Origin of the sequence: Pseudoxanthomonas indica, assembly GCF_900167565.1 — a bacterium.
In the GTDB taxonomy this organism is placed as follows: domain Bacteria; phylum Pseudomonadota; class Gammaproteobacteria; order Xanthomonadales; family Xanthomonadaceae; genus Pseudoxanthomonas_A; species Pseudoxanthomonas_A indica.
This window is the reverse complement of record NZ_FUZV01000002.1, coordinates 973,911-985,692: the sequence shown is the minus strand read 5'-3', so window position 1 is coordinate 985,692 and position 11,782 is coordinate 973,911. Positions and strand designations below refer to the sequence as shown.

Sequence of the window (11,782 nt, the reverse complement as noted above, 5' to 3'; positions counted from 1 at the left end):
CCGCAAAAAAAAGCCCGGCGATGCCGGGCTTTTTCGTTCGATGAAGCGCTCCGCTTACAGGCGGTCTTCGAACACCGTGACCTTGAACTGCTTGCGCACCGCTTCGATATAAGCCTCGCTGGCCACGCCGCCGCCCAGCTGGTTGAGCTGCTGTTTCAAGCCTTCGCGCTGCTCCGGCGTGACCTTGCTCAAGTCGCCGTCGCTGACCTTGCTCACCGCAAACACCGCATAGGCGCCATTGCCCAGGGCGATGCGACCGGCGGACGGCTTGTCACCGACCGGACGCGGCACGGCAAAGATGGCTTCGTTGGCGGCGGGGGGCAGGCCCGGCATGCCACGCTGCATTTCCGGCATCTCGTTGTACGGCTGTTGCGCAGCGGTGGCGATGTCCTTGAGCGACTCGCCCTTGGCCACGCGCGCCACCAGGGCGTCGGCCGCGACTTCGGCCGCCTTGTTCTGACGATCCGCGCGCACGGCGGCAATCACGGCATCGCGCACCTGCGCCAGCGGACGCGGTGCGGCCGGGTTGTGGTCGGTCACCCGAATCACCACGCTGCGGCCCGGCGAAATCTCGATGGGGTCACTGGCCGTACCGTCTTCAACCAGCGACTCGGAGAATGCCGCGCGCAACACTGCCGGATTGGCCAGCACGCCAGCGGCTTGCTCGCGCGAGAACGGGCCAGCCTGCTGCACGGGCAGGCCCACGGCCTTGGCGGCGGGCGCCAATTCGGTCGGGTTCTTGACCACTTCGTTGACCAGGCGACCGGCAATGTCGTTAAACGCGCGCTCACCGTCGGCGGTGGCCTGCTCGCGTGCCAGTTCGTCGCGCACTTCCTCGAACGACTTGCCACCACCGGCCTGGATCTGGTCCAGCTTCAACACGTGATAGCCGAAGTCGGACTTGACCGGACCACGCACCTCGCCGGCCTGCATGGCGAAGGCGGCATCTTCAAACGGCTTGACCATCGATCCGTCCTTGGCGAACGCCGGCAGCTGGCCACCGGCATCCTTGGAACCCGGATCTTCGGAGTTCGCACGCGCCAGCGCGGCGAAGTCGCCGCCCTGCTTGGCCTGCGCGGTCAGTGCGGTCGCCTTGGCTTCGGCCTTCTTCAAGGTGGCGGCGTCGGCATCGGCCGGCGCGGCAATCAGGATGTGCGAGACCACGCGCTGCTCGGCGGTGACGAAACGGCTCTTCTCGTCTTCGTAGCGCTTGCGCAGCGTGGCTTCATCGGCCGGCGTGCTGGCCGGCAGGTTGGCGCTGTCGATGTCGACGTATTCGACCGACACGCTTTCCGGCTGCTGGTAGTCGGCCTTGTGGCTGTCGTACCACTTCTGGATGTCGGCATCGCTGACCGGCGTGGTGTCTGCGGCGGGCGGCGGCAACAGGGTGATGCCGACATCGCGCGTCTGCGCGAGCAGCTTGAGCAGGCGATCCATTTCACCGGTGGTGACGAAGTCCGAGCTGGCGATGCCTTCCGGCAGCACGATCATCTGCAGGCGATCACGCTGCTGCTGCTCGAACTGGGCTGGCGTCACGCGCGGATTCAGGCTCTGCAGCATCAGCAGGTAACGCTCGTTGTTGAACTTGCCGTCCACCTGGAACGCCTGCTCACCGGCGATGGCCTGCCGCACCGAGGCGGCGCCCACGGTCACGCCGGCGCGATTGGAGGCCAGCGCCAACACGCGCTCGTTGATCAGGCGCTCAAGCACGCGGCGTTTGTTCTCGACGGTTTCGAAACCACGCGCGTCGAAATTCTCGCCCTGCTGCTGGCGCGCTTCCTGGCGTGCGTTCTCGAACGCGGTGCGGAACTCGTCGATGGTCACTTCCTTGACCTGCCAGAACTTGGACACCGGCCACCAATGCGGGGCGGACTGCCACCAGCTCGGCGGTGCTTCCACGGTCGCCACGTCATTGCGCGAGCCGCCGCCCATGTACTCTTCCACGCCGAAAAAGGCGAATGGAATAATCAACAGGCCCAGGATCAGCGTGGCAATCCAGCCAGAGGTCTTGTCGCGAAGTTTCTGCAGCATCGATGCACGGCCCGATTTCGTTAGCCGCGAAGTTTACCGCGCTTCGCTCAGGTTTGCCGCAGGGCTCGCCGGCACCGACGTCCGACTCCCGGGCAGGCCGGGACGGAAAAGAAAAAAGCCCGCTTTCGCGGGCTTTTTCTTGTAAATGGCGGAGTGGACGGGACTCGAACCCGCGACCTCCGGCGTGACAGGCCAGCATTCTAACCGACTGAACTACCACTCCGCGCTGAGACAGCTATTGTACGGTGACTGTGAGCGTTTCCGCTAGAGTTGCCGAACAATTTTTTTAACTTTGCATCGCCACCTGTGAGGTGGTGGGTGCTGAGGGTTTCGAACCCCCGACCCTCGCCTTGTAAGGGCGACGCTCTACCGCTGAGCTAAGCACCCGTTTCCCGACGCTGGGCGTCGGCAGCGAGTCGATTAGTTTACGGCATCCTTCAGGGCTTTGCCAGCCTTGAAGGCCGGGTTCTTGGAAGCCTTGATCTTGATCGTGTCGCCGGTCTTCGGGTTGCGACCGGTGCGAGCAGCGCGCTTGCGGACCTGGAAGGTGCCAAAGCCGACGAGAGTAACCGTGTCGCCCTTCTTGAGCGCCTTGGTGACGCTGGAGATCACGGCGTCGACCGCGCGGCCAGCTTCAGCCTTGGACATTTCGGCTTCGTCGGCAACGGCATCGATCAATTCGGTTTTGTTCATGTAAAAACTCCTTGTGCGGAACAACCGCGGAATGTGTAACCGGATGCTTCGAGCAGGTGTGCCTGCCGGCATCCGATCGATTTCCACGAGCCGCTCGCATGGTTCACGCGAGCGTCGCGGGTGACGCCGTTATACCAGCGGGTATACACCCACGCAAGCTGAAACCTAATGCTGGCGCGGGTTTCCGGCGATCTGCAAGTTTCGATCAGTGCTTGACGTCGGGCTGCACGGGCGTCTTGCCGCGCGTCGGGACGCGGCGAGTCTTTCCACCGGTCGGCGGCGCACTGGCGGGCGCCAGCGGACGCTCAAGGGCCAGATCCAGCACTTCGTCGATCCACTTGACCGGCACTATCTTCATGCCGGCAGTGACGTTGGCTGGAATGTCGGCCAAATCCTTGCGGTTTTCTTCGGGAATGATCACGGTGGTGATGCCACCGCGCAGCGCGGCGAGCAGTTTTTCCTTCAGTCCACCGATGGCCGAGACGCGACCACGCAAGGTGATCTCGCCGGTCATCGCCACATCCGCGCGCACGGGAGTACGGGTCAGCGTGGACACCAGCGCGGTGACCATGGCGATGCCGGCGCTGGGGCCGTCCTTCGGCGTGGCGCCATCGGGCACATGCAGATGCACGTCGTGCTTCTGCAGGTACTCGGGATCGATGCCCAGGGCGACGGCGCGCGCGCGCACCACCGACAAGGCCGCAGCCGCCGATTCCTTCATCACGTCACCCAGTTGGCCAGTCAGGGTCATCAGGCCCTTGCCAGGCACCAGCGCCACTTCGATCTGCAGCAGATCGCCGCCCACTTCGGTCCAGGCCAGGCCGGTGACCAGGCCAATTTCGTTCTGCTCTTCGGCGCGGCCGAAGTCGTAGCGACGCACGCCTGAATAGGTGTCGAGGTTCTTCGAGGTGACCTGCACCAGTGCGCCCTTGGCCGACTTCTTCGCCTTGACCGGCCTGGGACCGGCCAGCGCGATTTCCTTGACCACCTTGCGGCAGATCTTGGCGATTTCGCGCTCCAGGTTGCGCACGCCGGATTCGCGCGTGTAGTAGCGCACCAGATCGCGCACGGCGGTGTCGGCAATCTTCAGCTCTTCGGGCTTCAGGCCGTTGGCCTTGAGTTGCTTGGGCACCAGGTAGCGCAGGGCGATGTTGAGTTTCTCGTCCTCGGTATAGCCGGGGATTCGGATCACTTCCATGCGGTCCAGCAGCGGACCGGGAATGTTCAGGGAATTGGACGTGGCCACGAACATCACTTCCGACAAGTCCAGATCGACTTCCAGGTAGTGATCGTTGAAGGCGTTGTTCTGCTCCGGATCCAGCACTTCCAGCAGCGCCGAAGAAGGATCGCCGCGGAAGTCCATCGACATCTTGTCGATTTCATCCAGCACGAACAGCGGGTTCTTGCTGCCGGCCTTGTTGAGGTTCTGCACGATGCGACCGGGCATGGAACCCACGTAGGTGCGGCGATGGCCACGAATCTCGGCCTCGTCGCGCACGCCGCCCAGCGACATGCGCACGAACTTGCGATTGGTCGCCTTGGCGATGCTCTGCCCCAGCGAGGTCTTGCCCACGCCCGGCGGGCCGACCAGGCACAGAATCGGTCCACGCATCTTCTGCACGCGCGACTGCACGGCCAGATATTCCAGGATGCGGTCTTTCACCTTGTCCAGGCCGTAGTGATCGGCGTCCAGGGTTTCCTGCGCGGCCTTCAGATCCTTGCGGACCTTGCTGCGCTTCTTCCACGGCACGCCCAGCAGCCAGTCCAGGTAGTTTCGCACCACCGCGGCTTCAGCCGACATCGGCGACATCTGCTTGAGCTTGTTGAGCTCGTTCTTGGCCTTGGTTTCCACGGCCTTGGGCATGCCGGCTTCGGCAATCTTGCGCGCCAGTTCTTCCTGCTCGTTCGGCGCGTCATCGAGCTCACCCAGTTCTTTCTGGATGGCCTTCATCTGCTCGTTGAGGTAGTACTCGCGCTGGCTCTTTTCCATCTGCGACTTGACCCGGCCGCGAATGCGCTTCTCCAGCTGCTGCACATCGATTTCGCCATCGACGAAACCGACCAGCAGTTCCAGCCGCTCGCCGATCTCGATGGTTTCCAGCAGCCGCTGCTTGTCGCTCAGGCGCACGCCCAGGTGGGCGGCGATGGTGTCGGCCAGGCGACCAGGTTCGTCGATGCCGGCCAGGGTCTGCAGCAGCTCCGGCGGCAGCTTGCGGTTGGTCTTCACGTACTGCTCGAACAGGCTCATCAGCGAACGCGCCACGGCCTCGATCTCGCGCGACTCGCGGCCGTCGGTGGACTCCAGCTCTTCGCCTTCGCCATACAGCGACCCGTCGCGTTCGGTGACATTGCCGACGTTGACGCGCGACACGCCTTCGACCAGCACCTTGATGGTGCCGTCGGGCAGCTTGAGCAACTGGAGCACCTGCGCCAGCGTGCCAATCGGATAGAGATCCGCGGCCACCGGATCATCCGTCTCGGCCGAGCGCTGGGCCAGCAGCAGGATGCGCTTGTCCGATTCCATGGCCTGCTCCAGCGCGCGCATAGACTTGTCGCGGCCGACGAACAGCGGAATGACCATATGCGGGAACACCACGACATCGCGCAGTGGCAGAACCGGCAGGTTCAGGGTTTCAGTGGGGGTACGACGGGGCATGGGGGCTCCAGCGGTAAAGCGGAATTCGGGAGGCATGAAATGCCAATGGCCCCGTTATGGGGCCATTGCCGATAGCTTGCAAGTGCGGCGGTTAAAGGCGTTCTTAATCAGTGACTTGAACGCTGCCGGCCGGGGCTGTCAGTCGCCGGAGGCGACCTTGGGAGCCGGGGGATTCTGGTAGATCAGGTAGGGCTCGGATTTGTGCTCGATCACGGACTCATCCACCACCACCTTGCTGACATTTTCCAGCGACGGCAGGTCGTACATGGTGTCCAGCAGCACCGACTCCACGATGGTACGCAGGCCGCGCGCACCGGTCTTGCGCTTGAGCGCCTTGCGGGCGATCGCCGCCAGCGCATCCGGGCGGAATTCCAGTTCCACGCCTTCCATGTCAAACAGCTTCTTGAACTGCTTGGTGATGGCGTTCTTGGGCTCGGTCAGGATCTTGACCAGCGCGGTCTCGTCCAGTTCTTCCAGGGTCGCGACCACCGGCAGGCGACCGACGAATTCCGGAATCAGGCCGAACTTGATCAAATCTTCCGGCTCGACTTCGGTCAGCAATTTGCCGATCTCGGTCTTGCGCTCGGCGCTCTTGACCTTGGCGCCAAAGCCGATGCCGCTGGCTTCGGTCGAACGTTGCTGAATGATCTTGTCCAGGCCGGCAAACGCGCCGCCACAGACAAACAGGATGTTCTTGGTGTCCACCTGCAGGAATTCCTGCTGCGGATGCTTGCGACCGCCCTGCGGCGGCACGCTGGCCACGGTGCCTTCGATCAGCTTCAGCAGCGCCTGCTGCACGCCTTCGCCGGACACGTCGCGGGTAATCGACGGGTTTTCGCTCTTGCGCGAAATCTTGTCGATTTCATCGATGTAGACGATGCCCTGCTGCGCCTTCTCGACGTCGTAGTCGCATTTCTGCAGCAGCTTCTGGATGATGTTCTCCACGTCCTCGCCCACATAACCGGCTTCGGTCAGCGTGGTGGCGTCGGCAATGGTGAACGGCACGTTGAGCAGGCGCGCCAGCGTCTCGGCCAGCAGGGTCTTGCCCGAACCAGTCGGGCCGGCCAGCAGGATGTTGGACTTGGACAGCTCGACGTCGTCGTTCTTCTGCCGGCTCTCGATGCGCTTGTAATGGTTGTACACCGCCACCGCGAGCGTGCGCTTGGCGCGCTGCTGGCCGATCACGTACTGATCCAGCACTTCCAGGATCTCGCGCGGCTTGGGCAGGTGGCTGCGGGCCGACTGGGCCTTTTCTTCGAGCTCTTCGCGAATGATGTCGTTGCAAAGCTCCACGCATTCATCACAGATGAACACGCTCGGTCCCGCGATCAGCTTGCGGACTTCGTGCTGACTCTTGCCGCAAAACGAGCAGTACAGAATCTTGTTGCTGTCGCTGGTACGGCCCTGACGGTCTTCGCTCATGCTTCGATTACTCGGTCACCCCGCCCGCCAGGCGGGTTTGGGTCGGAGAATAGCACACGGCCCCGGCTTGTCAGCCGGGCCCGTGCAAGGGGGGAAAAACGCAGCAAACCCTTGCTGCGTCTGAAGTTTCTCAGCCAGCCTGGATGGTCTCGTCCGGGCGGCGCTCCAGCACCTGGTCAACCAGACCGTAGGCCTGGGCATCCAGCGCGCTCTTGAAGTTGTCGCGCTCGGTGTCGCGCGCGATGGTCTCCAGCGACTGTCCCGTGTGCTTGGCCAGAATCTCGTTCAGGCGCGAACGCAGGGTCAGGATCTCGCGTGCATGGATGTCGATGTCGGTCGCCTGGCCCTGGAAGCCACCCAGCGGCTGGTGAATCATCACGCGCGAGTTGGGCAGCGCATACCGCTTGCCCTTGGCGCCGGCCGCCAGTAGCAAGGCGCCCATGCTGGCCGCCTGGCCAATGCAGACCGTGCTCACGTCCGGCTTGATGTACTGCATCGTGTCGTAGATCGCCATGCCGGCGGTGACCACGCCACCGGGCGAATTGATGTACAGGCTGATGTCCTTCTCGGGGTTTTCCGCCTCGAGGAACAGCATCTGCGCGACGATCACGTTGGCCACCTGGTCGTCCACGCCGCCGACCAGGAAAATCATGCGTTCCTTGAGCAGGCGCGAGTAGATGTCGTACGCGCGCTCGCCACGGCTGGTCTGCTCGACCACCATGGGCACCAGGTTCAAGGCTTTGGTTTCAATGCTCATCGGCTATTCGCGCCCTAGATTCGTGGATGGTCCGGCCAAGGATAGCCGGACCGGGACGGGCTGGGGCCAGCATTGACCCCGGCGAACCGCCGTTAGTTCCGGATGGCTTCCTGGAAGCTCAACGACTGCTCCGTGTGCTGGGCGCGCTCGGCGATCCAGTCGATCACCTGCTCTTCCATCACGCGGGACTGCAGTCCACCCATCAACTGGGGATCATTGCGGTACAACTCAATGACCTGCTCCGGCTCCTCGTAGGTCGAGGCAATCAGGCGCATGGTTTCGTTCAGACGCTTAGGGTCCAGACGCAGCTCGTTGCGACGGGCCACTTCGCCCACCAGCAGGCCCACCAGCACGCGCTTGCGCGCGGCATCGAGGAAGTTTTCATGGGCGTTGGGCGGGATCTGCACCTGCTGGCCGTTGCGGCTGGCCTGCTCGGCGGTCTGCTGGACCATCGAACGGGCTTCCATCTCGACCAGGCGCGGCGGCATTTCCAGGTGCGAGTAGGCGGCAATCAGCTGCTCGCCCACTTCCCGGCGCAGGCGGCCCATCAGCGCGCCCTTGAGCTCGCGTTCCAGGTTGCTGCGGATGTCCTTGCGGAACTGCTCCACGTCGCCGCTCTTGACGCCGAAGCTGCGGATGAACTCGCGGTCGACTTCCGGCAGCACCGATTCGGACACTTCGGTGACCTTGACGTGCACGTCGACCTTCTTGCCGGCCAGCTGCGGCACGCGCCAATCGGCCGGGAACTCGACGGCGATGACCTTTTCCTCGCCGGGGGCCACGCCCACCAGGCCCTTTTCGATATCCGGGTACATCACGCCCGAGCCGATCAGGGTGGCGCCCTTCTCGAAGCCCTCGGCGGGCAAACGCTCGTCACCGGCCTGCGACCAGGTCTCCAGTTCGACGCGATCCCCGTCCTTGGCGCCGCGCTCGACCACATTGAAGGTGCGGCGCTGCATGCGCAGGTTGTCGACCATCTGGTCGATGTCGGCGTCGGCCACTTCCGCGACATGGCGGATGACATTGAGCTTGGCCACGTCCACGTCACCGAATTCCGGCACCACTTCAAAGGTGGCGATGAAATCCAGCTCGCTCTCGCCGTTTTTCTCGATGCGCGGATTGCCGGCAATCTGCAGCTCGTTCTCGCGCACGGCGTTGTTGAAGGTTTCGCGCAGCAGGCCGTCCAGGGCCTCGGCGCGCACCTGCGGGCCAAAGCGCTGCTCGATCACCTTGGTCGGTACCTTGCCAGGGCGGAAACCCTTGATGCGTGCGGTCCGCGCGATCTCGCGCAGGCGGCCGCCGATGTGGGTGTCCAGACGTTCAGCCGGCAGGCTGAAGGTCATGCGGCGTTCGAGATTACCTACCGATTCGACCGAAACTTGCATACTCACTGCTCCTGCTGCCTTGGTACCTGCCACGGCATGACGTTGATGAATTCGCGAGGCCGGAGCGGCCAAAATGGCTGCCGACCGGCTGAACGCGATAGTGTCGCCGATTCCGCCCCGCCCCGCCAGCCATAGGGCTTGGGACGTTCCCCGGGCGCCGGAACGGCTGGTGCGAAAGGCGGGACTCGAACCCGCACGGGGGTTACCCGCTGGAACCTAAATCCAGTGCGTCTACCAATTCCGCCACTTTCGCAAGGCGCGCGCATTCTAACGCGGCAAACCCGCCGACGGCGCCTCCCGGGCGCAGCGGGGGCGCATTGGCCGACGCCTGCGGTATCGTGCGGCCGATCCCCGAATCCACGTTCCCCCGATGCCAGCCAACGACGGCAAGCCAGCGCGCACGCCCGGCCCCCGGCAAGACCCGGAGCTGCTGCGCCGCCTGCTGCGCGCCAAGGATCGGATGGACGCCGCCTCCCACGAGGACTGGCCCGTGCAACGGCTGGCCCAGGTCAGCCATGTGTCCGCGGCCCACTTCGCGCGCTCGTTCAAGGACGCCTTCGGCCTGCCGCCCCACCGCTACCTGCTGACCCGACGGATCGAGCGGGCCAAGACCCTGCTGCGCGACAGCGAGCAGCCCATCCTGGACATCGCCCTGCAAACGGGCTGGAACAGCCTGGGCACCTTCGGCCGCACCTTCCGCGATATCACCGGAGAAAGCCCGGGCGAGCTGCGCGCGCGCGAACAGATCGCCCGCCAGCAACGCGGCATGCCGCCGTGTTTCGCCAAGGCCGCGCATCGCCCGGATCTGACCATCGCAGTTTCGGAGAAGCGGCGCCGCCAGGCCGATGCTACAAAGTCGCCCACATTCGAACCGGAGGACATCACATGAGTCAGGGCGTAGGCGTAGTGGGTCTGTACGTGCGCGATCAGGATGAAGCGCTGGCGTTTTACGTGGACAAGCTGGGCTTCCGCGTGCACACCGACGTGAGCGGCGGCGGCGACTACCGCTGGCTGACCGTGCAGCATCCGGATCAACCTTCGTTCCAGTTGGGCCTGTTCAAGCCGCAGGCGCCGGTGCTGGATGAAGCCACCGCACAGACGGTCCGCGAAATTGTCGCCAAGGGCGCGATGCCGCCGCTGATCCTCAACGTGGACGACTGCCGCGCCAGCTACGCGCGCATGCAGGCCGCCGGCGTGGAGTTCACCCAACCGCCGGAAGAGCGCTACGGCAATGTCGATGCCAATTTCCGCGACCCGTCGGGCAATGGCTGGAAGATGATCGAGTCGCGCCGCGGCGGAGCCGGCGCATGAGCGCGCCGTCGGCCATCCGCCAGTTCCACCGCTGGATGTCGATCACCTTCACCGTCTGCGTGATCGCCAACTTCGTGGTGATGGGCAGGGAGTCGATCGCCCTGTACGTGGGCCTGTTCACCCTGCTGCCACTGGGCCTGTTGCTGGTGACGGGTCTGTATCTGTTCGCCCTGCCCTACCTGGGGCGACGCAACCGGCATACCTCAGCGACGAACTGAGGCGACGGGCAACGCACGCCTCAGCGTCCCGGCTCGCGAATCGGACAGCCATTGAAGCCGGATCGGAATTCGCGCGAGGCGGCCATCACCTGGCGACGTGCACGATTGACCGCACCCAACGGGCGATGCGCCGCCAGCGCATGCCACGGGGCGAAGGCCAGGCTGTCTTCCTGCACTTCGCTGGCGTGACCGTCCCAGCCGGTCTGGGTGGGAATCGACAGTCGCGCCACCGTCTGCCACGGACTGTCCTGTTCCGGCCACGGCACCGAGGCGTCTTCAATCGGCATGCGTTCCAGGTTGCGGCACAGTTGCACGCGCAGCTCCCACTCGGCTGGCGCATCGAGGGTCGAGAAAAATTCGGTGATCGCTTCGCGCTGCGCTTCGGGCGTGGAAGCCAGGTGCTGATCGCGCAGCGCCAGCAGCGCGGGCGACAGGGGCGCCAGGGAAAACTTGGCCATATAGGGACCGTAGAGAAACGGTACCTGGGTGAAGAACGTCTCGCCCAGCGGATGATGCTGCGGCTCACCGCCCAGGCCCTTGAGTTTGCCGCTCTCGCCGCCCAGTGCTTCCAGCGCCGCTTCGGTGCCGCGCAGCGTGGCCGAGATGACGCGTTTTGTGCGCGGCATCTTCTCGGTGGTGGCAGCCAGCAACTTGGCCGAGCGGACGAATCCGGCGGGGCCTGGCGCGGAGAACGCCGGTCCGTTGACCATCAGGAAATCCTGCGTGTGCGCTTCGTCATCGCCGGCCACGCGCTCCCCCTGTACGCCGATGACTTTCAGGGCGATGGCGCGCGGCGTGGAGACGTTATCAGGCAATTGCTCGGCTGGCGGCGACCACAATCGAATCAGGGTCTCGTAACCGCCCGCCTGCGCAAACAAACCCTGCGCCAGTTCTTCCGGCAAGTTCGCTTCCACCTCCAGCCAGCCACGCAGCAACGCCTGTCCCTTGGCATGCACGGCGCGATGCGCGTGGCCTTCGTGATCGGCCACGGTGCGCGCCATCCCGGAGAACACCTCGATCAGTTGGTCAATGGCGTGCTGCTCGTCGAGTTCCGTTTGCTCGTACTCGGGTCGATAGATGATCGGTGGTTGCACTTGCGCCATGGCAAGCTCCTCTCGCGAATGGGCATGCGTCGATAAGACACACACCGTAGTGAAGGCAGTGCGACAGCAGTGAAGAGCGTGTGCGCGCCGCCTGCGTCATGAAAGCGGCCAGCGCTCGTTGCGCGCGCAGTGGCGTCACGGTGGCTTGCATCTATCCTCCGTTCGGCAAAGACCCTACGCTGCGCGGATTCGCGTCGCTCTGAACC

Annotated in this window: 10 protein-coding genes and 3 tRNA genes; 3 read left to right on the top strand and 10 right to left on the bottom strand. The window is 64.2% G+C overall.

The window, feature by feature from the left end:
• Positions 1 to 54: 54 nt before the first annotated feature.
• The 9 genes from B5X78_RS15150 to B5X78_RS15110 all read right to left on the bottom strand — a co-directional run bounded on the left by B5X78_RS15150 (position 55) and on the right by B5X78_RS15110 (position 9,197).
• Positions 55 to 2,031 carry a SurA N-terminal domain-containing protein gene (locus B5X78_RS15150; protein ID WP_079725366.1) on the bottom strand — a complete coding sequence of 659 codons (1,977 nt, stop codon included), beginning with the start codon at positions 2,029 to 2,031 and terminating at the stop codon, positions 55 to 57.
• A gap of 146 nt (positions 2,032 to 2,177) precedes the next feature.
• Positions 2,178 to 2,254 (bottom strand) — tRNA-Asp (locus B5X78_RS15145).
• A gap of 89 nt (positions 2,255 to 2,343) precedes the next feature.
• Positions 2,344 to 2,418: transfer RNA gene (locus tag B5X78_RS15140), tRNA-Val, on the bottom strand.
• A gap of 33 nt (positions 2,419 to 2,451) precedes the next feature.
• The gene (locus B5X78_RS15135) at positions 2,452 to 2,724 is read right to left on the bottom strand and encodes an HU family DNA-binding protein (protein WP_079725365.1); all 273 of its coding nucleotides are present in this window, start codon (positions 2,722 to 2,724) and stop codon (positions 2,452 to 2,454) included.
• A 205-nt stretch (positions 2,725 to 2,929) separates the two neighbouring features.
• Positions 2,930 to 5,380, bottom strand: a complete 2,451-nt coding sequence (gene lon / locus B5X78_RS15130; RefSeq protein ID WP_079725363.1) for an endopeptidase La — start codon at positions 5,378 to 5,380, stop codon at positions 2,930 to 2,932.
• 138 nt (positions 5,381 to 5,518) lie between these two features.
• The gene (clpX, locus tag B5X78_RS15125) at positions 5,519 to 6,802 is read right to left on the bottom strand and encodes an ATP-dependent Clp protease ATP-binding subunit ClpX (RefSeq protein WP_079725361.1); all 1,284 of its coding nucleotides are present in this window, start codon (positions 6,800 to 6,802) and stop codon (positions 5,519 to 5,521) included.
• A gap of 130 nt (positions 6,803 to 6,932) precedes the next feature.
• Positions 6,933 to 7,559 carry an ATP-dependent Clp endopeptidase proteolytic subunit ClpP gene (clpP, locus tag B5X78_RS15120; protein ID WP_079725359.1) on the bottom strand — a complete coding sequence of 209 codons (627 nt, stop codon included), beginning with the start codon at positions 7,557 to 7,559 and terminating at the stop codon, positions 6,933 to 6,935.
• Positions 7,560 to 7,651: 92 nt separating this feature from the next.
• The gene (tig, locus tag B5X78_RS15115; RefSeq protein ID WP_079725358.1) at positions 7,652 to 8,944 is read right to left on the bottom strand and encodes a trigger factor; all 1,293 of its coding nucleotides are present in this window, start codon (positions 8,942 to 8,944) and stop codon (positions 7,652 to 7,654) included.
• A gap of 167 nt (positions 8,945 to 9,111) precedes the next feature.
• Positions 9,112 to 9,197, bottom strand: a tRNA-Leu gene (locus B5X78_RS15110).
• Positions 9,198 to 9,314: 117 nt separating this feature from the next.
• On the opposite strand from B5X78_RS15110, the gene B5X78_RS15105 reads away from it, so the two are divergent.
• The 3 genes from B5X78_RS15105 to B5X78_RS15095 are packed head-to-tail and all read left to right on the top strand — an operon-like array spanning position 9,315 to position 10,473.
• A complete protein-coding gene (locus B5X78_RS15105) occupies positions 9,315 to 9,833 on the top strand; it encodes a helix-turn-helix transcriptional regulator (protein WP_079725356.1) in 519 nt (172 codons plus the stop codon).
• The gene (locus B5X78_RS15100) at positions 9,830 to 10,255 is read left to right on the top strand and encodes a VOC family protein (protein ID WP_079725354.1); all 426 of its coding nucleotides are present in this window, start codon (positions 9,830 to 9,832) and stop codon (positions 10,253 to 10,255) included. The genes B5X78_RS15105 and B5X78_RS15100 overlap by 4 nt, the downstream gene beginning before the upstream one ends.
• Complete coding sequence (locus B5X78_RS15095; RefSeq protein WP_079725352.1) at positions 10,252 to 10,473, top strand: hypothetical protein; 222 nt, start codon at positions 10,252 to 10,254, stop codon at positions 10,471 to 10,473. Before B5X78_RS15100 ends, B5X78_RS15095 begins: the two co-directional genes overlap by 4 nt.
• A 20-nt stretch (positions 10,474 to 10,493) precedes the next feature.
• Here B5X78_RS15095 and B5X78_RS15090 read toward each other — a convergent pair whose 3' ends face one another.
• A complete protein-coding gene (locus B5X78_RS15090; RefSeq protein WP_079725349.1) occupies positions 10,494 to 11,576 on the bottom strand; it encodes a catalase family protein in 1,083 nt (360 codons plus the stop codon).
• Positions 11,577 to 11,782 lie beyond the last annotated feature (206 nt).